This window comes from Aquimarina sediminis, assembly GCF_002895435.1.
Classification (GTDB): domain Bacteria; phylum Bacteroidota; class Bacteroidia; order Flavobacteriales; family Flavobacteriaceae; genus Aquimarina; species Aquimarina sediminis.
The window spans coordinates 181,715-203,013 of sequence record NZ_POYJ01000006.1 but is presented as its reverse complement, the minus strand read 5'-3'; the positions used below and the strand labels follow the sequence as shown (position 1 = coordinate 203,013).

Genomic DNA, 21,299 nt, shown 5'->3' with positions numbered 1-21,299 from the left:
CCACACACATTTTTATCGTCCATCGGATAGTGGGAAGTTATCCTCGCACTATGGTGTGCCGCCCGCGCAGTATAGGCACTTTTCCTTGGAGTCAGTGATGTTGCCATCGCAATTCTGTATGGCGTCCGCACACTGCTAGTATCGATCAGCGGTAAAGTAAAGAGCTTCAGCGCATCAAGGTCTATGTTCCCCGCACTATTGGTCTCGACCATCGGCATAGAGGTGATGTCTCGCGCAAGGGTAAAACAAACCCGCGCAGTAGGGGGAGTCTCCAGCGGTGCGCTGAAGCCCCAACCCTGTGCGCGGGTCAGTAATAGCAATAGATTATCGACGTTTATACCTGCTAATATATCCTTTGTATCGCTCTGGGTCTTTTCTAAAAGCGTATTTACCTGTATCCCTTACTTCATCTATAGCTTCCTTTAGATGGGTATAGGCTCTATCCCGTATGTTTTTGGCTTTAGAATTGTCTAATGTAGCACCATTGGCTTTTGCCAGCAATTCAGCAAGAGCATCAGATTTTTGTGCTGCCAGATCAAAGTTTTTTGGATCATATTTGATTTTTTCGAGCTCTGCGATATTTGCCTTTCCCAATACACTGATATCCATCAGATCTTGAATCATATCTGCATCGCCTTCTCCATCAGCAATAGCTCTTACACGTGCCAATAAATCGGCACGTTTGCGAAAAGCAAAACGCAAATCTGCCATCAGGTCATTTCTAAATTCATATGCTTTGGGAGCCTCTGTTTTCCAAGCTTTAGCAGCTTCTTCCTGATTATACCGCTCTTTCATCCATAGGGCTTGAGCATATCGACATGCGCCTGTACGGGTAGGTAGATCTTTACCTAATTGCTCCCAATCTAGCCCTTTGCTAGTTAATAATTCTTTGTCTTCTTCTGCCCATATAAACAGGTTTTCGGCTTCTTGCATAAATACATCAATAGGAATTGTCGGTTTTTTAACCTCTTCCTGAAGTAAGCCTTCGAGTAATGCTAGTTTAGCATCATAATTTTCTTTAGACATTTTTGTGTGTGTTTTTGATACCATATGCTCTTTTTTCTTCTGTATATTCTCTCTAAATACTTTGAGGAGAACACAGAGAATTAAAATAACATGGTATTAGTTAATAAATTAGATGAAGTACAATGTTATGATATGCCAGTTTCATTTTTTGAAATTGAGATTCTGAGCAGCGTTAATTTTATGTAAAAAACAGATAAAAAAAATATAAAATTAAAGGAGTAGGATGATAAAAATCAAGTGTATACAAAATAAGCTTCAATATATCAGAATTGATATTAAGCACTCACTAACCCCTTTTGAATATTCAAAATTTCAATATCTTTAGGCATAAAACTTTAATGTGTATAATACTATAGAATATACAGTAACAGCCATTGTTTGCCTTATTTCGGCAGTAGTGATTCAGCGAATATTTACCAAAGAAAGGCGTAGAGGAGCAGATGCCAGAGCAATCCATGGGATCAAATGGTTTGGACTGGCAATATTTGTATGGGGACTGGGAGCGTTGATAAACCTGATTATGGTGGTAGGATTACAATGGTCCTCTACCAATAAGGTACTTATCTATTTTGGAGTACTCGTCTCACTGGCAAATTCATTATTTATCATATTATCATTACCTTCTATAGAGCATCAACAAAAGCCAGGGATTGTAGTACGATTGGTACAGCGATTTAGTGTTAAAGAGTTTGTAGCTGTCTTTTGTGGTGTATTAGGGATGATTGCCTTTGTTTTTATAGCATCGTCTTATGGTAATCCTATGATAAGTAATAATTTCATTTGGCTTATTGATATTCCTATTTCAATTCTGGTGGCAATTTCTTTGCTTTATGAACTTAATAAAGCTTTTGTGAGTCGACAAATGCGATTTATGTATCTGCCAACATTTATGCTGTTTGTGTTAATCGTTATTGCGGTTTCTCATAGAATCATACCTCAGGATAGAGTTTTGCAGTTTATGGATCAGGAATTTTGGAGTGTACTAGGGAGTATAACAGCTATTTCGTTTAAGTTTCTTTTTATTCTTTTGTTTTCTATTCTCTTATATAGCTGGAAATTTCTTTCAGAAAAGGAGCAACAGCAAAGTTTGGCTCAAAAGCTTGAAATTAAAAAAGCAAAACTTAAGAAAGAAAATGAGCAACTACGATTGGCAAACGAAAGTCATCTGGATACCATCAAAACCTTAAAAAACAATCTTGAAACCTTGAGAGCAACCTCCAAAATAGAACTTTCTGATCGACAAAAAGAAGTTTTGGGATATTTGGCATATTATGGGAGTCATAAATCATACACAGAGATTGCGCAGGAAATGCATATCAGCACAGACGGATTTCAGACGCATATCCATCAAATCAAAAAGATGCTTAATATCAGCGGGGCTGGGGGTAAAGAACAATTGATAGCTTTTGCAAAAGCCAATAGTTTTCTTAAATATACTTCTCTTAATGATACTACGTAACCCCATGGTTAACCATTTGGATTACAAATTTTGAATACTACTTAACCTTTTGTAATACTGGTTTTTGGGGCAATTTGCCTTAAAAATTATATCATGACAGCACCAGTACTTATCTCAGAAGAAAAAATTGATCAAAATCTCAATCAGGCTTTTGGCGAAGCCACATCTTGGTTTGTAGATGCCATGCTTGCCGAAATACCAATTACTGAGTCTGTGGGTATCCCATGGGTAGTGGTGGTATTGATATTAGGAGCTACCTATTTTACAATTTATTTTAGGTTTATCAATATTAGAAGCTTTTTTACTGCCATACAAGTGGTTCGTGGTAAATATGATACACTAGAAAATCAGGAACAAAAAGAATCTGAAGAATCATCCTCTAGAGTAATTTCAAAAGCAAAAGATGAAGCGGATGTAAATGGTGAGGTAAGTCACTTTCAGGCATTAACTACAGCAGTTTCTGCTACAGTGGGTCTTGGTAATATTGCAGGAGTAGCTATTGCTCTATCCATTGGTGGAGCAGGAGCGACATTATGGATGGTAATTATAGGAATACTGGGGATGTCTTCAAAATTTGTAGAATGCACCCTTGGAGTTAAGTATAGAGAAGTAGATGGTACGGGGAAAGTTTTTGGTGGACCTATGTATTACTTATCAAAAGGATTGGGAGAAAAAGGATATACTCAAATTGGAAAAGTACTCTCTGTGCTCTTTGCTATTATGTGTATCGGTGGTTCTTTTGGAGGTGGAAACATGTTTCAGGTAAACCAGGCATTCAAATTGTTTAACCATGTGATTGTTTCAGAAAATGCTATGATTCATGGGCAAGGCTGGATATTTGGGCTTATCATGGCAATACTGGTAGGAGTTGTTATCATTGGAGGGATTAAAAAGATAGCAAGTGTAACCGATAAGGTGGTGCCTTTTATGGTACTTACCTATATTGTATCTGTACTCGTAGTATTGGTGCTGTATAGTTCGGCTATTCCTGCCGCTTGTCAAGCTATTTGGAATGGAGCTTTTCACCCTGAGGGTGTATTAGGAGGTTTTGTGGGAGTATTGGTACAAGGGTTTAGAAGAGGCGCCTTTAGTAATGAAGCTGGAGTAGGTAGTGCTTCTATAGCCCATAGTGCTGTAAAAACTCGTTTTCCTGCCAGTGAAGGTTTGGTAGCGTTACTAGAACCCTTTATTGATACTGTAGTAGTGTGTACAATGACCGCGTTGGTTTTAATTATTACTGGGCAGATAAGTACTGGAGTCGAAATCAATAATGAGCAAGGTGTACTTCTTACTGCTGCAGCATTAGAAAGCGGTGTATCGTGGTTTCCCTACCTCCTTACGATTGCCGTGCTACTCTTTGCTTTTTCTTCTATGATTTCATGGTCGTATTATGGATATCAGGCATGGAGTTACCTTTTTGGAAGAGGTAAACGAACAGAGTATGTGTATAAATTTATTTTTTGTTGCTTTACCGTAATAGGAGCTGCGGCTACTTTAGATGCTGTAACAGATTTTAGTGATGCCATGATCTTTGCCATGATGGTACCCAATATGGTTGGTCTATTTTTGTTAAGTTCTAAAGTAAAAGAAGAGCTAAAACGATATCAAAAAAATATAGCGGCTATGATTAAATAGAAGGTTGAGAAGTATGGATAAATCAAGTCTTTTGATTTTTTTTATCTTTAGAGAAACACAACTCATCATGAAAACATTATGGATAGCGCTATGTATAACTACACTTTCATTTGCGCAACAAAAAAATATCAAAGCACTTGTAGGAGGTACATTAATTGATGGATTCGGAGCTGTGCCAATACAAAATAGTGTAATCATTATAGAGGGCGATAGGATTAAAGAGGTCGGTACGCTTGAAACACTAAAAGTTCCAGAAAATGCTCAGGTAATTTCCACAGAAGGAATGTCTGTTCTTCCTGGACTTTGGGATATGCATGTACATACGATGATTAATGGTCATGCTGATTATGAGTATTGGGATAGGGTCTATCCGCCACTGTTAGAAAATGTAATTATGCCATCATCTGCAGAACAATTACTGATGGCGGGAGTTACTAGTGCACGGGATTTGGGCGCCCCTCTAAAAGAAAGTATTGCCGTGCGAGATCGTATTAATAAAGGAGAGATACCCGGAGCAACATTGTATGTTTCGGGACCTTTTATTCAAAAAAAACCATATCCCGGTACAGAAGCATTTCGTTGGGGAATAAATGGAGTAGAGGATGCCAAAAAGAAAATCAAAAAACTCGCCGATGCCGGAGTAGATTGCGTCAAACTTATTGATCAGGATCAGATGACTACCGGAGAATTACAAGCTGTTGTAGATACTGCTCATAAATACAATCTCAAGGTCGTAGCACACGGACATCGACCGCAAGAAATCAGAGCAGGACTATTAGCAGGGGTAGATTGCTTTGAGCATACAGGATTATCTTCGGCTCCAAAATATCCTGATGATGTTATGAAGGCAATCAAGGAGCGAACAGCGCAAATGAACCTGGGACCAATGTATTGGTGCCCTACCGTAGAAGGGTTATATAATTATGAATATGTTAGAGATCACGGCGAACATTTGGATAATGATTCCTGGCATAGAGGATTGCATGATACCATTGTAGCCGATATAAAGAATAGTTTTGCCCATAAAGATCAATTGCCTTATTTTCAACTAACACCCATGCGTAAACCTACATTAGAAACCAAAATCAAACAACTAATAGATGCAGGAGTAGTGTTGATGATAGGAACGGATAGCGGTATTCCTATGAAATTTCATAGTCAATCTACCTGGAATGAACTAGATGTTTGGGTAAATGAATTTGGAATTGATCCGATGTATGCTATTAGAGCAGCAACCTATTGGCCTTCTTTATGGATGGGAGTTGCCGACAAAGTAGGAACAGTTACCAAAGGTAAATATGCAGATATCATTGCGGTAAAAGGAGATGTATTACGCCATATAAGTATTTTGCAAGATGTAGATATCGTGATAAAACATGGAAAGCAGTATAAATGAGACTACAACTATTTGTATTTCTATGGTGGGGTGTGCTTTTAGGCAACGCACAGCAGGTTTTTGAAAAAGGGAAAGTAATTGATTCTATTTCTGTTTTTGAAAACTCTAGTGAGACCTTTGCATTATACCTTCCTACTTCCTTTGACGCCTCTAAACCCTCTTCAATTGTTTTTATTTTTGAACCAGCTGCCAGAGGTAAAGTGGGGATAACACCTTTTATTGAAGCTTCAGAAGCATACAGTCATATATTAATATGTTCTAATAATAATAGAAATGGACCCTATGCTGGTAACTTTGATATAGCCAACAGGTTATTTGAGTTTGTGTTCTCTAACTTTAAAGTACATGAAAATCAAGTGTTTTTGGCTGGATTCTCAGGAGGTGCGCGTTTAGCTTCGACAATAGCAGTGATGACCAATCAAATTGCAGGAGTAATAGGTTGTGGTGCTGGATTTTCTGAAAACCAATCTCAAATGCCTTCTATTCAACAATTTTCTTACGTGGGCATTTGTGGTAACCGAGATATGAATTATACAGAAATGCTAACGGTAAAAAAATATTTACAGCAACTTAATTTTAATCATACCTTGATTACATATGACGGTAATCATAGTTGGCCTCCTTCAAAAGAAATCCTAAAAGCATTTGACTGGTTAGCGATACAATCCCATAAAAAAAAATAAAAACCAAAACCGAAGAGCAAATTTTTGATAGCTATAGAAAGAATTATGAAATAGCATTAAAAGCCGAAAAAGAGAATAACATACTATTAGCTATAGAAAATTATGAACGAGTTTTACTAACGTATCCGTCTTTCTATAACATGGATAGTGTTTATGTGAAGTATGAGAAGCTTCAGAAAAGTAAAGGGTATAAAAACTCTATAAAGTCTGTAGAAAAAGCACTGGACAAAGAAGTTAAACTCACTACCAAGTTTAACAATCGTTTTATGAAAGAACATAAGAATCCCGAAAAAATGGATATCCTATGGTGGGAAAAAGAATTGGGCAAACTAAAAATAATAGAAGCTTTGTCAGATATAGAAATGGATAAAATGCTAGAACGATTGCGGTACAAAATTTTTGCTCAGGCAATAGCAATGAAAAACTCTAACCTTTATCAGTCTGCAACTATACAAAAGGAATACTTAGACGAGATAATCAGGCTTGTCTATCCAAATTTGGTAAAAAACAAAGGGAGGTCAGAGTAGCTATTTTATAGAAAAGCAAATCCAAGTCATAGGCTCATCATCCAGGAGCGTTGTAGGTGCTTAAATTTGCGTAGCTCTTTACGCAATAGGATTAAGAATTCTTTGCCATTACTTTCTGATTGCTCTAGTCGCTCACAATTCTTATAAAGCTTATTGGTGATGTGTATAAGAGAGGTTGCCTGTTTAATACGATCATCCTGAAAAACTTGATTTTCGGCATTTATTATTTTAGGAGCCAACGCATCTGATTGTCTAATAATATCTCCCGTAAAATAGATATGAGGATTTTCTCCTCCATTATTTTGTAATGGAGCTAAATCATCACCAAGATACTTCGAAATACTTCGCGATAACGTAAATATTTCAATAGCTTTCTTATATAATCTTTTATTTCGAGGCTGTAATCTCATAGCAATTTCTTATTTCAAAAATAAAGCTATTTTTATGAACTTTTCTTTCTATTTTAAAGTTAATTGGTTAATTTACGTTATTTATTAATTATAAATGTTATTTTTTGTTTAAAATCAACACGAATAGAAGTAAAAGGATTTGGATGTACAAAATTTGCTTAATGAGAATTTCAATCTCAATGAAATAACTACAAGGCAAATTTTGTTTTATGATTTAAAAGGATAGATAAGTACCAGATGAAAATAGATGTTACCAATTGGGGGATTTTAGAATCCCTACAGCAAAATGCAAGATTATCAAACGCAGAAATAGGAAGAAAAGTTGGGCTAAGCTCACCTGCCGTTGCCGAGCGAATTAAAAAAATGGAAGATTATGGTGTTTTAAAAGGATACATGGCCGATGTATCATATACAAAAACAGGATACCAGTTAAAAGCTATGATCACATTAAGAGCATTCATGGGGAGGTTAAAACCATTTTTGATAAGAGTATCTGATTTTAAGGAAGTTGTGAACTGTTATAGAATTACTGGAAATGAAAATATAATCATGGAGGTAGTGCTTAGGGATCAAATACACTTGCAAGAGTTTATAGATAGACTTATTACGTATGGAGAAGTCAAAACACATATTATACTTTCTAATCTAATAGAGAATAACCCAATTACAGATCATAGTGAATTGGGGGAATTAGAAATATAATTTTGGCATAGGATTTGATTATATTTATAGTATGAATTCATCTTTATCTTGTGTGAGGACATTAGTCAAGGGAAACTAAAGAGAGTACGAGGGAAAGATTAAAAACGTCTGAATTTGTTCAGACGTTTTTTGTACCCCAATATTTAGTGATCGTAGATCTATTTTATACATTTGTAATAATATAATGCATCTTTTTATAAGATTTTTAGTCTTACTTATATATAATCTTTTAAAAAATGTAAATCATGAAAAATAAAGAATGTACCTGTGCATGTTCTAGCTGTATTGAAGGGCAGTGTTCTAATTGTGTTTCAATGAACTGCGAATGTTCTGGATGTAATTGTTAATTATACTACTAGTTGATCGTAAAATAAGAGATAAAGCACTATTCTGTTTTTGTTCTTGTTTTACGATTAAATTAGAAAAAAAACTCTGCTTTATTGCCCTATGAAAACTTTGCAAATCTGGGAAACATATCAAGATGAGATTAGGCGTTTTATAAAGAGCAAAGTCAGGGATAATCAAATTACTGATGATTTGATACAAGAGACCTTTGTAAAAGCTCATAACAATATAGGAAGGCTTAAAAATGATTCTAAAATCAAACCATGGTTATTCACGATTGCAAGAAATACAGTATACGATTTTTACAAAGAAAATAGATATACCGTAGATTTTGAAGATGTAGATGAAAAAGTAAGTGAGGAATCAGATTCTAACCATGTGCATACAGAAAAAGATTGCCTGCCTGGGCTGATCAATGCCTTACCTCAAAAATATAGAATTCCATTACTTTTATCGGATATCAAAGGTCTTAAGCAAGATCAAATCGCTAAACAATTAGGGGTGCCTTTGCCCACTATAAAATCTCAAATACAACGTGCTAGGAAAATGCTGATAAAAGGTTATATGAATTGTTGCGATTACAAGCTTAATGATAAAGGACAGTTAGTGGGAGAAGCAAAGGACAAGGAAGGGTGTAAAATTTGTCGCTAAAAAGATATTAAAATACTGCCAAAATCTATTAAGTCGTATTTTTTTTGTGTTATTTAGTTATAAAATCATTAAACCGTGTTGTTGTATCCTCTAAAAAAGCACTTTTTTATAATTATCGTATGCCTGACTCACTTTGGGTATACTCAAAATACATTGGCAATTAAGAAAGGAAAGATTGTCGACTCGTTGATAGAACCTTCTACAGGTAATTATTATAGTATTTATTTACCTAAGACTTTTAGCACTAATAAAACCTATCCAATACTATTAGGATTTCGTTCTTCAGAAGAAAGTAATAGTATTATGAAACTAACCAAAGAAGCTGCAGAACAAAACGAATACATTCTAGCTGTTAGTACCTTTAGTGAACACCAAGAAATCAAAGAAAAAGTAGCGTATATAAGTAAGTTTCTGGAGCATATTTTATCTCTTTTCCCGATACAGAAAGAAAGGGTTTATCTGGTAGGAGTAGAAAGTAATGCAAAATTGATGAGTATATTACCTGCATTGCATTCTGATACCATAGCAGGAGTATTGGCAATAGAGGATACATATTATTATAATTCTGCAATAAAGATTAAAAAGAATTTCTCATACCAAGGTATTGTAAATACTGACAATTATAGATATAGAGATTTTTTGGATAATAAACGTTACTTAAAAAGCAAAGCTATACCCGCAGACGTGCTTGTATATGAAGAAGACTCAGAGGAGGTAAAAAAAGAACTTGCCAAAAAAGTACTTTCTACCTTTACTTTACAAGCAATGCATAAAGGGAAAGTCTTAAAAGATTCTCTCTGGATTCAGAATTTGTTTGAGCATGAAATGGAACAAGTAGAAGAGTATATAGCTAGAAACAAGCTTTTGGATGCTTATAAAGAAATAAAACGTATACGTATTAAGTATGGTATGTTTTTTAGTACTAGTTACCTGAAGGAAAAACAGAAGGAAATTAAAAAAGAAAAGAATTACAGGCTAGAGAAGCGACTTCAAACAAAATATCAAAATAAAGAAATTTTCCTTCGTGAAATGTATTCTTTTTCTATGGATGAAGATGTAGAAGTCTTGGATTATGAAAATTTGGGCTGGTGGAAATATCAGGTATCGCTACTGGATACATTAATTTCTGGAAAAGAGAAATTTGCCCGTAAGATGGGGCATAGGGTAAAAGGATATTTAAAATATCTTGCTAGCGAGTATAAGAAGAGTACATTAGATGAAAAAGGAGGTTTTGAAGAACAATTATACCTAAATATACTTTGTACAGTGGTAGATGCCAAAGATTTTGATTCCTACCTAAAGATTATTTCATTGTGTGCACAAGATCAGGATTCTGAAACAGCTTTGTTTTATCTGAAAGAACTACTAAAAAACGAATTTAAAGACTTGGATGCTCTCTATACAATTGAAGGTACCTTGGCACTAAAACTCTCTAAAGACTATAATAAATTGGTTAAACAATACCTCGGAAAATCTAAATATTTAGTTTCAGATTAAACTGAAATCATAAAATTTTGTGTATTTCATCGATTTTATATGTTTTTAATCGTTATTTTTTTTGGTATTACAATTTTTTTACATTACATTTACTACATCTTAAAAATACATTGATGTATATCCTTAAATTAACATTTTAACTTGTATGACGATATAGATTTAAAATATTAATTTGGAATACATCAGGACCGAATTAGGTGTGAGGACATTAGTCTATAGACCCCAAATCTTGAAACTAAAGAGAGTACGTAATTTGCCCTAAAAAACAAAAAAAGGCGTTCTTAGCATAGAATGCCTTTTTTTGTTGGATGTAATACAGTTTTTAGACTATTCTCTTTTTCCTAGGCTATCAACAATCACTAATTATAACTTTAGCTATTTTTAATTTTTCCTATACAAGTAAATGAAAAGTGGTAAGTTTTATTTTCTTCTAATTTTAAATAATACTGTATATGCAATCTGTTATTGAAATTAATAGTATGGATTATAGACCCTAATTTTGGAAAACTTTTTGCTAAGATTATTTCTTTGATATCAATAGGTATGACTTTAGTTCTACACTTTCTAAAGGCTATAACAAACTAATCAAAAAAAACAACTCCAAATCTATAGTATTTAGTTTCAAATTAATTTGAAATCACAAAATTTTGTGTATTTCATCGAATATTTATGTTTTTTATCGTAATTATTTTTGGTAATACAATTTTTTTACCTTACATTTACTACATCTTAAAAATACTTTGATGTATGTCCATAAACTAACATTTTAACTTGTATGACGATATGGATTTAAAATATTAGTTTGGAATACATCAGGGTCGAATTAGGTGTGAGGACATTAGTCTATAGACCCCAAATCTTGAAACTAAAGAGAGTACGTAATTTGCCCTAAAAACTGAAGGCGTTCTTAACAAGGAATGCCTTCACTGTTTGTTTTCTATAATCAAATGTGGTACGTTTTGTAGCTCCCAGTCAATTACTAATCCTCCGGCAAGTGATTTTGCAATTTCCTTACCATATAAATATTCACATAGGTATAAAGCCGCTTCAAAACTTTTAGCTCCCCCAGCAGAGGTTATGTACTTTTTATCATGTATAAATAATACTTCTTTTCTAATATCTAAATCAGGAAACATTGCACGCATTTTGTCGATATCACTGGGAAAAGTTGTAGATACAATACCATTGAGCACTCCTGCTTTGGCAAGGACAAATGCCCCATCGCAGTGAGAAGTCATGAATGTAGCTGTTTTATCTACTTGTTGTACAAAATTAATCATAGCTTGATCATCAAGGTCAGTATCCAAATGATGTTCTGCACTAGGTACTACCAGGATATCTATCTTTGGGATCGAATCTTTTACATAGTTGTAGTCTGGAGTAATTTTAACTCCTTCAAAAGTCGTTATCGGAAGATCGGTGTTAGCAACGCTAAAAACATTCATTTGTTTTATGCTATCACGATACTGTGTGTGTTGAAATATATCATACGGGGCCGTAAACTCTGTATTATATGTACCATCCATTATCAAAAATGCAACATTATATCTGTTAGGTTCTAATTTTGGGAAGTCTTTTTTCTGTTTTATAGTGCTTACCTCTATAGTGTCAAGCTGTTTTTCTTGCTGTACTTGAGTGCAGCTAACTAGTACTATAGAACAAAAAAATAAAAAAATACCTTTCATAAATCTTAATTTAAAAAATGACACTTAGCTTGTGGTTTTTTCTCGGTTTAGTTTCCGTTTTACAATGTATAATATACATATTCCTAGAGAGGATATCAACGCCATGAAAATCCAGGCATTATCATAACCAAATTTATTTATAAACTGCATCCCAGAATTATGCCCAAAAATATGTGCGGCAGAGAAAGACATACTATACAATCCCATATATGCACCTTGTCGACCTCTTTTTGACCTGTCTAGAGCAAAGGCATTTCCGAAAGGAAAGGATATCATTTCTCCCAAAGTTGCTATAACCATACCGATTACCAGAATTCCTGCCCAAGGGGTTGCCAATAATAAAATAAAACTGATTCCGGTGAGAACAAATCCTCCAATAACATTGCCGATTTTAGAAAAACTTGTTTTTTCTAGATAAGCAATAAGAGGCATTTCAAAGAGAAATATTAACCCTCCATTTAAAGCGAGTAACAATCCTATTTTTTCCTCTGATAGTTGATGCACTTCTTTGTAATATAATGGAACGGTCGAAAAATATTGAACAAATATAAAACCAAACAATGCTAAGGCGACTAAAAAAAGGATATATGTCCTGTCATTATATGCTTTTACAGGGTTTTTAATAATAACTTCTTTATCGAGTACTTTTGCTTTTTTGGGATGAAGTGTTTGGGTCATTACCAATCCGGCAATAATACAAGTGATTCCATCTACCCAAAATAATCCAAAATAACCAATAGATGCTATGATTAATCCACCAAGTGCGGGTCCTGCAGAGAATCCTAAGTTAATGGCTAATCGAATAAAAGTTAGTGATCGAGTTTTATTTTCAGGTTTACTATAGGCACTAAGGGCAACAAAAAAAGCAGGTCGAGCAGTGTCTGCAATAGCAATTAAAACAAAAAAACCAATGCAAATACTCCAAAAACTTGTGAAGTATTGAATAACTATAAATGATAGTCCTGTTAATATAAGAGAGCCTAAGATAACTTTATAATACCCAATTTGATCACTTAATTTACCACCTAGCCATGCTCCTAGAAAAGAACCCAACCCATAACTAGTCATTACCCAACCGACTTGCTGTAAAGAAAAATCTAAGTTATCTGTTAGATACAGGGATAAAAAGGGGATAACCATTGCACCCGCTCTATTGATAAGTGTGATCAAGGCTAACCACCAGATCTCCTTGGATAATCCTGAAAAAGACTTAAAATAATTAATAAAAATTTTTAGCAATGTGTCCTCAATTTGTGTTTTACCTCCAAAATAATACGGTAAAAGTAGGTTATTGTCAAAGATCTAAATATAATTTTATGAAAATTAATTGTAAACCTATGGTATATTTTAGGATGCAGAAGTCCATTTGTTAATTATTCTTAGCAGCTCTTCTCTAGAGTAAGGTTTTAATAAAACATCATTCATCCCGCAGGATAATGCTTGTCTTTTTATTTCGTCTTTGTCGGCAACTGCTGTATGGGCTATTATGGGTATGTCACTATATTCTCTAATCTCTTTAGTGAGGATAAAACCATCTTTTTTTGGCATGTTAATATCCATTAAAATAAGGTCAGGAGATGCTTTATTTATAACATTGTGAGCGTCATTAGCATTTATACAAATAATACTTTCCATATCAAGGTTGCCTAGAAGTTTGGAAGAAACCATTAGGTTTATCTTATTGTCATCAACAACTAATATCTTCTTTTTATGGTCTGGAGGTCTAATCAGTAATTCATCTTTTATTACATTTTTTTCAGCTTTTCTAAATGTAATACGAAAACCAAACTCTGTACCTTTACCAACAGTACTTTTAAAATATACCTTAGAGTCAAAACAATCAATTAGTTTTTTAACAATATAGAGTCCTATTTCTGTTCCTTTATTAAAAGGATTTGAATATTTGTTTTTTGTAAATAGTTCATTTATAGAGTGTACTTTGTCGGGAGGGATTCCAATACCATTATCGATAACTGTGAAAGCAAGCTTAACCTGAGAAATGGTTTCTTCTTCTTTTTTAATTTTTAAATATACATCTCCATTCTCCGAAAACTTGATAGCATTATTTAATAGATTGGTTAGTATTTGAAACAATTTAAATTGATCACCAATTAGTAAGAGTTCTGCGTTATCATTTTTATAATCAAGATGTAAGTTTACATTATTTTGAGAAGCATGACTCTTTGCAGGATTTAATACTTGATTTATAAAATTATCAAAGGCAAAAAGATGATTGTCTAACTGAATTTTTTCGTTATCAATATTGGTAAGAGCAATTACATTATCGACCAAGGATTGAAGGCAATCTCCAGAAAATTTTAATGCTTCTATTTGTTCTGGTTTTAGATTTCCTTTTTCAACAAAAATACTCGTTAAGCTTTTTACTCCATAAATAGGTGTTTTGAGCTCGTGAGCCATTATTGAAAAAAAACGGGATTTTATCTTAGATGCCTCTTTTAATTCTTCGTTTTTTAGCGATAAGATTTTATTGGTTTGTTTTATGTATCTTTTTCTTCTTTTATAATATATTGCTAAGAGAAAAAATAAACTACCTATAATTCCAAGCAGCCAGGAGATCGTTTTTTGTTTTTTGGATAACTGGGTGTTTTTTTCAATTTCTGCATTGTTTAAAAGATTCTCTTTTTCCATTAAAAAGAGTTGGTTGTTTAACTTCGGAATATATTTAAAACTATTGATAAGATTCTCAATATATAATTGTTGATATTCAATTCTTTTTTCTCGGTAGTAACTGATCATATCCATATCTTCTACAACAACATAATACTTTTCGTAATATTGATACAGTCGTTGCATTTTCTCATAGTCAGTTTTTTCTCTTTCATAAAAGTTTCTGGCATCTTCCAGATAGAAAAATGAGTTTTTTAAATCTCCAATTTCTAAAAAAGATTTACCGAGTTCTAAGGATACTATTTTTGCCCCTTCTTCTTTATAGTAGTTAAAACCAGTGTTTAATGTATTTAATGGAGTTAATTTGTCAAGTACTTCAAAAAACTGCTTCCCATAAGAGATTGCTTTTCGAGGAGTTTTTTTATCATAACTATAAAATATGGCTATTTCATGTAAAACCATTAATTCTAAATATGATCCTTTTTCTTGATTGTTATAAATAAGCTTTAAACTTTCGTTTAAAATCTGCTCCATTTCATCATATTTCTTTAAGCTTCTAAGAGAAATGCTTGTTGCAATATTTACCCTAATCAGTCTTTTGAAATCATCTGTAGCGATGCATATTTTTTTGACTTTATCAAAATAGTGGATACCCATATCAAAATTATACATCTTTATTTGTAATTCGGCATATAAGAGGTATATATTGATTTTTAGCTCCTGGTTTGTTATATGTTCGCTGTAAATAAGTAATTGTTGTGCATCTCTATGAGATAGTATAATATCATTTTTAATTTGTAAGTTATATCTCGTTTTTTGCAATAAAACTTGAATAGAGTCTTCTATGACATTATTTGTTAAAAAAAGTTCTTGCGAACTCACTCTATATATAGAGAGAAGTACTAATAATTTTATAACTACATTTCTCATATAATTTTAATGAGATTTAATAATGAATTTCTACATTCTCTGATCAATTACTTTTTAGGTTATTAAAAAATAAAAGGTGTTTTGTAGTGTTTATATGCTTAGTAATCCGAAATTTAGGGAGGTTGAATTACTAATTTGTAACTCCTTTATGAGGTTGAGATGTGCTATATCCAACTCATCTGCTGTTATAAGTTAATTAATTATTCTTTAATTTTCTATTTAACGTATTTAAACTTTTTGTTTAAAAATTTAATTATCTTTAAACCAGATGTTTATGGTTTTTTGAATTCTTTGTGTGAAGTAATGATTTCGTAATAAAGAAGAGGTGTTTGCAATTATGTCGGTTTTTTTGTTGAATTGGAAAACGTATTTGTTTTGCTCCTAATAAGAACTTGAAGTTAAGAAAGAGGGCTGTTGCTAGTGAAAGTTAACGGTTTTATAAAAATAAAAGTGTTTAGATGAGTTCTAATTGTAAATTGTATTTTTGCAAAAAAATAAATGTCGGTGTTTAGATTGTCAATCTTATTAATATTTTTTATTGGAAATGTAGTTGCTCAGGATTCTACGGCAATAAAAAGAATATTGTCTTTTCAGGAAGAGTTAAATAGAGATTTTTCTTCTGAAGGTACTTCGCCTTTGACAGTAAAAGATTTAGAGCAGTTCAAAGCTCTTGAGTTTTTTAAAATAGATACTTCCTTTTGTATTCTGGCAAAATTTGTTCGTACACAGTATGAGACTCCTTTTATTATGAAAACTACAACCGGTAGAGAACCGTTGTATGTTAAGTATGGAGAGGCACATTTTAAGTTTGATGACCAAACCTACGTTCTGAATATTTATCAGAATCAAGGATTAAAAACTCAACCAGAATATGAAGATTACCTATTTCTTCCTTTTACAGATTTGACCAACGGAGATACTAGCTATGCTGGAGGACGTTTTATTGATTTAAAGATACCTGAAAATGAATCGATATTAATTGACTTTAATACTGCTTATAACCCTTACTGTGCATACAATGATCGTTATTCTTGCCCAATACCACCAGAAGAAAATAATTTGGACATCGAAGTTCCTGTAGGAGTTAAAAAGTTTAAAAAAAAACTTGAAAATAAATAAAAGTAAGCGCCCTAAAGGAATAGAGCGCTTTTTGGGTATACCGTTAAAACTTATATACAGCCCCTAGAACAAAAGAAGAGAGGCTCTTTGTTGCTTCTCTATCATTGTTAATAAAGAAATCTTCTGAGGTAGCATCTAATCTTAATTCTGGTTTTAAGGTTAGGGGACCAATATTGTAGTTACCAGTTAATGTAGTGGCAATAACATTTCCATCACCATCAGAATCCAAACCAATAACATCTGTTAATCCGTTGTTGTATACAGAGAAATATTCACCTCTTAGTCCAATAGAAAACTTTTCTGATGTTTTGTATTGTGGATATAATGCAACCCCATAAAATCCTGATGTATCTCCATTTTCCTGTGGTTCTGTTGTTACATATGTAGTATTTACTCCAAGATTAAAATCTTCGGTAAGGTTCCATCCGGTTGTAAGATCTACCTGAAAGGTAGGTCCCACTTCTCCGGGTTTACCTTCATTTCCATATCTGAAATTAAGATATGCATTGCCTCTATCTACTTCATATCCTAATTGTGCACCAACAATATAGGTGTCAAATGGATTATTTTCGGTATAATCGCTTGGGTTCATCACAGATACCATTGCAGACCATTTTTCGTTAATAGAAAAGTCGGCTTTTAGTCCTGTATGAGATAAAGGACCATATGTGAACATATAAGATGTAGAGTAATTAAAATTTTCTGTAGGAGTAATCATCTCATACCCAATATAAGTGTTGAAGTTTCCGAATGTTAGTTTCACATTTTTAGTTACATTCCAATAAACGTATAACTGATTAATGATTTGGGCAGATTCATCTGAGTTAAATACAGCATCCCGCCCTCTTGGTCCAAAAACAAGATCAGCTACAAACCCAACATTTTCATCATCATAGCTCAAAATTGTATTAGCCATTCCTAAAGCAAATCCACTTTCATCTACAAAAAAAGTTCTTGGAGCTATAGTATTATCATTTGGCGCCCCAAAATTATGTCTAAAATACCCATCTATTGATCCGGATAGGCTTACTTTGGAGAGAAGTTTTTCTAATGTGTTTTTTGGTTTTTCATCTTGGCTAACAGCAGTAAAACTTAAAAAAAATAAAGTAATAAGTGTTACTTTACTTAAAAAGTTTGTGATGGTCTTTGCTTTCATAATTGGTTTTAATTATTGTACTGATTTTTAATTGAAAGTGTAAAACTATGTAAAAGAATTTTAATCAGAAAGAAGAGGTTGTTTATAATGCTTGAATCAATTTTTTATTTTAAAAGATTAAGAAACAACCTCTTTTTATTGAACAGTAATAGACTTAGAAGTTATATGTCACTCCTAATACAAAAGAAGAAAGACTTTTTGTAGCTTCTCTATCAGTATTAATAAAGAAATCTTCAGAAGTAGTGTCTAATCGTACTTCAGGTTTTAGGGTTAGGTTACCAATGTTGTAGTTTCCGGTTAATGTAGCTGCTATAACATTTCCATCCCCTTCAGTGTTCAAACCTATAACATCTGTTAATCCGTTGTTGTATACAGAGAAATATTCGCCTCTCAAACCAATAGAAAACCTTTCTGATGTTTTGTATTGCGGATATAGTGCCAATCCATAAAAACCAGAAGTATCTCCGTCTTCTTGTGGAGCTGTTGATAAATAGGTAGTGTTTGCTCCCAGATAAAAATTTCTGGTAAGATTCCACCCGGTAGTAAGGTCTACTTGAAAAGTAGGATCTACATCTTCTGGTTTACCTTCGTTACCATATCTAAAATTAAGATATGTACTACCGCTATTTGATGTATAGCCTAATTGTGCGCCAATAATATAAGTGTCAAAAGGATTGTATTCTGTATAATCAGTAGGGTTCATAACGGCAAGCATTGCAGACCATTTTTCATTAATTGAAAAATCAGCTTTTACACCTGTATGTGAAAATGGTCCATAAGAGAACATATAAGAGGTGGAGTAGTTAAAGTTGGCAGTCGGAGAAATAACTTCATAGCCCAAGAAAGTATTAAAATTACCGAAGGTAATCTTGATACTTTCGCTCATATTCCAATATGCATATAGTTGGTTTACAACTTGGGCAGAACCATCAGAATTAAATACGGCATCTTCTCCTCTTTGTCCAAAAACAAGATCTGCAACAAATCCAACTTTTTTATCCTCATAATCTAAAATAATATTCGCCATTCCTAATGCAAAACCACTTTGGTTGGCAAATGATGTTAATGGAGCTTGAGTGTTATCATTTGGTGCTCCCAAATTTGATCTGTAGTATCCATCTATTGACCCTGATAAATTGATTTTAGATATTAACTTACTAACTGTTGATTCTGACTCATTTTCTTGGGCAATAACGCCATAGCTAGAGATAATTAAAGCAGTAAGAAATACTTTCTTTAAAATTAATGTTACGTTTTTTGTTTTCATAATAAACATAATTTACTGTGGTGTTTAGTTTTTAATTGTGTAGTAAAATTATGCAAAAACAATATTAACCCTATTTAAAATAGGGGTTATGTTGTTATTTTTATAAAATTTATATTTTATACCCTATAAAAATTAGGGTTTCTTTTTTAATTTGGTAAAATTTAATAATCTGAAAGTGCATTTTTTTGATTTAGAGTAGAAGAATGTAAATCTTTGTCAAAACTCTTTAGGTAAAGATGTAAGATGAGATAAGAAAAATAGAGAAGAGAAGTAGGTTGGGAAATTAGCTTAATGCTTGATTTCCTTTTTCCTCGGTTCTGATTCGGTAGACTTCCTGAATATCTGATACAAATATTTTTCCATCTCCAACCTCTCCAGTTTTTGAAGTTTCTATAATTGTGCGAATGGTTTTTTCTTCAAATTCATCAGAAACCACTATAGATAGATATCTTCGTTGGATATCAGAGGTGCTATACGTAATTCCTCTATATACATGACCTTGTTTCTCGTTACCTACTCCTGTAACGTCCCAGTAGGTAAAGAAATTTACTTCAATTTCATGCAAAGCATTTTTTACTGCATTGAATCTTGATTTACGAATAATAGCTTCAATTTTTTTCATTACCCTTTCTTATTAATAGTAGAGGAGAGGTTTTAAGGGGGTTATTTGGCGATAAACATTCCTAAAAATACAAAAAGGAATCCAATCACAAACGATCCTATAGCATAGATTGCAAAGTTGATAAAATCGCCTGATTTAAGCAGTACATGATTTTCGTATGCAAAAGTAGAAAAGGTAGTAAATCCTCCACAAAAACCTGTTGCCAAAAATGCGACAGTATTTTGGGATATTACATTGTTTTTGAGCGCAAGCCCTAAGATAATACCAATTAATAGACTACCTAAAACATTTGCTGTAAAAGTACCATATGGGATACCACTAGAGGAACTATTAAGATATTTACTAATAAGATATCGTGCAATACTACCGGTACCTCCTCCAATAAATATCAAAAAAAATTGCTTCATTATTCCGAGGGTTTGAAAAACTGCATTTTATCAGGTGATAAAATGCAGTTTGTTATGCTATACTTATTGTATTGGAATATAAATTTCTGTAACCCATTCTGCCGGATTAGGTTGTAATCCGGGATCTACACGGTATACTTCAAAAGGAGCAGATTCGGCATTGGGTTCTAGGTTGTTTTCTTCAAGGTATTTGTAGGCGGTCTCCCATGCTTCTTTTAGATTCATATAATCTCCTTTGAGTGTGGTTTTAACGACTTTTTGTCTAGGTAAAAAATCACATAAAACCGAACTTTCTTTAGGAGTAATTACTTTATCTCTTGTTGGTATCGCAGTAGAGTATATTGCTGTTCCTTGTTCTTCATTATATTCATTATACAATGTGAATGGCATCCCTGTTTGTGGCAGGTTGTTTTGTTTCATATACGTATCAACCGCAGGAAGCATCTGTGCCATTTTTTCGGGAATAATAGATATCGAAGATGCAGTAGCACTATACATATAAAAACCACCACCATGTTCTGTAACACCATCTACATTGACGGTATATACCTTCATTTTTTCATTTATAAACGCATCAAGCTTTTCTAGCCCCCGTGCATACATAGGTTTTATCATTTGAGAGACAGTACTATCCTGAGTTGCCCAAAATGCTTTTTCCATAAAAGATTGCTCACCTTTCATCCCCCATGTAACCTTAGTTTTTTTACCTTCTATTTTTTCAAATTTCCAGTATACATCACTCATGCTTTCGCCCATGGGAGTAACAAAAGTAATGCCTTGATCTATACTTGTAAAAGGAGAAACTTTTTTGGTTTCCATTTTGCCGTCTCCTTCTGTTTCGCTTTTCCAGGAATATGAAGCTCCCTCTCCGCTTGTTTTTTCAGGATACTCCATAATAAGGTCATCAGATTCATCCATCCAAGGACCCCATTTTTCCCAAGTTTTGTATTCATTTATAGTATTAAATAGTAACTCATCAGGAGCATCAATAATTCTGCTTTCTTCGACTTGAAACTCACCGTCTATAGTAGCAACGTAAACAGCACCCCCAATTAGTACTAATAATAATAGAAAAAATAAATATTTTACTATTTTCATGTTAGTTAGTTTAGAATGTTTGGTCAGCTAATATAATCAATTTTAACATCCTTTAT

19 protein-coding genes are annotated in these 21,299 nt (G+C 33.2%); 9 read left to right on the top strand and 10 right to left on the bottom strand.

The genetic code is table 11. The features are described from left to right. Positions 1-324 precede the first annotated feature (324 nt). On the bottom strand, positions 325-1,026 hold the full coding sequence (locus C1X07_RS14835) for a hypothetical protein (RefSeq protein WP_128755287.1): 702 nt from the start codon (positions 1,024-1,026) through the stop codon (positions 325-327). Positions 1,027-1,366: 340 nt separating this feature from the next. Here C1X07_RS14835 and C1X07_RS14830 point away from each other — a divergent pair, with 340 nt between their 5' ends. The 5 genes from C1X07_RS14830 (at position 1,367) to C1X07_RS14810 (ending at position 6,726) form a co-directional block, all read left to right on the top strand. Beyond that, a complete protein-coding gene (locus tag C1X07_RS14830) occupies positions 1,367-2,485 on the top strand; it encodes a helix-turn-helix transcriptional regulator (protein WP_103070814.1) in 1,119 nt (372 codons plus the stop codon). Between the two features lie 93 nt (positions 2,486-2,578). Beyond that, entirely contained in the window at positions 2,579-4,120 is a 1,542-nt protein-coding gene (locus C1X07_RS14825; RefSeq protein WP_103070813.1) for an alanine/glycine:cation symporter family protein, read from the top strand. 67 nt (positions 4,121-4,187) lie between these two features. Next, on the top strand, positions 4,188-5,516 hold the full coding sequence (locus C1X07_RS14820; protein ID WP_103070812.1) for an amidohydrolase family protein: 1,329 nt from the start codon (positions 4,188-4,190) through the stop codon (positions 5,514-5,516). Further along, positions 5,513-6,199 carry a hypothetical protein gene (locus C1X07_RS14815; RefSeq protein ID WP_103070811.1) on the top strand — a complete coding sequence of 229 codons (687 nt, stop codon included), beginning with the start codon at positions 5,513-5,515 and terminating at the stop codon, positions 6,197-6,199. Before C1X07_RS14820 ends, C1X07_RS14815 begins: the two co-directional genes overlap by 4 nt. Before the next feature lie 140 nt (positions 6,200-6,339). Continuing rightward, positions 6,340-6,726: a hypothetical protein gene (locus C1X07_RS14810; RefSeq protein ID WP_103070810.1), complete on the top strand. Its 387-nt coding sequence runs from the start codon at positions 6,340-6,342 to the stop codon at positions 6,724-6,726. A 26-nt stretch (positions 6,727-6,752) separates the two neighbouring features. Here C1X07_RS14810 and C1X07_RS14805 read toward each other — a convergent pair whose 3' ends face one another. Beyond that, the gene (locus C1X07_RS14805) at positions 6,753-7,136 is read right to left on the bottom strand and encodes a hypothetical protein (RefSeq protein WP_103070809.1); all 384 of its coding nucleotides are present in this window, start codon (positions 7,134-7,136) and stop codon (positions 6,753-6,755) included. Between the two features lie 237 nt (positions 7,137-7,373). Between C1X07_RS14805 and C1X07_RS14800 the strand changes: the two genes are divergently transcribed. The 3 genes from C1X07_RS14800 to C1X07_RS14790 all read left to right on the top strand — a co-directional run bounded on the left by C1X07_RS14800 (position 7,374) and on the right by C1X07_RS14790 (position 10,331). After that, on the top strand, positions 7,374-7,838 hold the full coding sequence (locus C1X07_RS14800) for an Lrp/AsnC family transcriptional regulator (RefSeq protein ID WP_103070808.1): 465 nt from the start codon (positions 7,374-7,376) through the stop codon (positions 7,836-7,838). Positions 7,839-8,285: 447 nt separating this feature from the next. Next, complete coding sequence (locus C1X07_RS14795; protein WP_103070807.1) at positions 8,286-8,834, top strand: sigma-70 family RNA polymerase sigma factor; 549 nt, start codon at positions 8,286-8,288, stop codon at positions 8,832-8,834. 153 nt (positions 8,835-8,987) lie between these two features. Then, complete coding sequence (locus C1X07_RS14790) at positions 8,988-10,331, top strand: hypothetical protein (protein ID WP_128755286.1); 1,344 nt, start codon at positions 8,988-8,990, stop codon at positions 10,329-10,331. Between the two features lie 923 nt (positions 10,332-11,254). On the opposite strand, the gene C1X07_RS14785 is transcribed toward C1X07_RS14790, so the two are convergent. The 3 genes from C1X07_RS14785 to C1X07_RS14775 form a co-directional block, all read right to left on the bottom strand. Then, on the bottom strand, positions 11,255-12,016 hold the full coding sequence (locus C1X07_RS14785) for a DJ-1/PfpI family protein (RefSeq protein WP_103070805.1): 762 nt from the start codon (positions 12,014-12,016) through the stop codon (positions 11,255-11,257). A 24-nt stretch (positions 12,017-12,040) separates the two neighbouring features. After that, positions 12,041-13,255: an MFS transporter gene (locus C1X07_RS14780; protein ID WP_103070804.1), complete on the bottom strand. Its 1,215-nt coding sequence runs from the start codon at positions 13,253-13,255 to the stop codon at positions 12,041-12,043. 108 nt (positions 13,256-13,363) lie between these two features. Then, complete coding sequence (locus C1X07_RS14775) at positions 13,364-15,574, bottom strand: hybrid sensor histidine kinase/response regulator (RefSeq protein WP_103070803.1); 2,211 nt, start codon at positions 15,572-15,574, stop codon at positions 13,364-13,366. Positions 15,575-16,078: 504 nt separating this feature from the next. Between C1X07_RS14775 and C1X07_RS14770 the strand changes: the two genes are divergently transcribed. Continuing rightward, on the top strand, positions 16,079-16,693 hold the full coding sequence (locus C1X07_RS14770) for a DUF1684 domain-containing protein (protein ID WP_241507267.1): 615 nt from the start codon (positions 16,079-16,081) through the stop codon (positions 16,691-16,693). A 43-nt stretch (positions 16,694-16,736) separates the two neighbouring features. Here the strand turns inward: C1X07_RS14770 and C1X07_RS14765 are convergent, their stop codons facing one another. From C1X07_RS14765 to C1X07_RS14745, 5 genes are all read right to left on the bottom strand, one after another. After that, entirely contained in the window at positions 16,737-17,849 is a 1,113-nt protein-coding gene (locus tag C1X07_RS14765) for a porin (protein WP_103070801.1), read from the bottom strand. A 154-nt stretch (positions 17,850-18,003) separates the two neighbouring features. Then, complete coding sequence (locus C1X07_RS14760; RefSeq protein ID WP_103070903.1) at positions 18,004-19,116, bottom strand: porin; 1,113 nt, start codon at positions 19,114-19,116, stop codon at positions 18,004-18,006. Positions 19,117-19,399: 283 nt separating this feature from the next. Further along, a complete protein-coding gene (locus tag C1X07_RS14755) occupies positions 19,400-19,738 on the bottom strand; it encodes a P-II family nitrogen regulator (RefSeq protein ID WP_103070800.1) in 339 nt (112 codons plus the stop codon). Between the two features lie 41 nt (positions 19,739-19,779). After that, positions 19,780-20,145 carry a fluoride efflux transporter CrcB gene (crcB, locus tag C1X07_RS14750; protein WP_103070799.1) on the bottom strand — a complete coding sequence of 122 codons (366 nt, stop codon included), beginning with the start codon at positions 20,143-20,145 and terminating at the stop codon, positions 19,780-19,782. A gap of 63 nt (positions 20,146-20,208) precedes the next feature. Next, positions 20,209-21,243: an SRPBCC family protein gene (locus C1X07_RS14745; protein WP_103070798.1), complete on the bottom strand. Its 1,035-nt coding sequence runs from the start codon at positions 21,241-21,243 to the stop codon at positions 20,209-20,211. Positions 21,244-21,299: the final 56 nt, after the last annotated feature.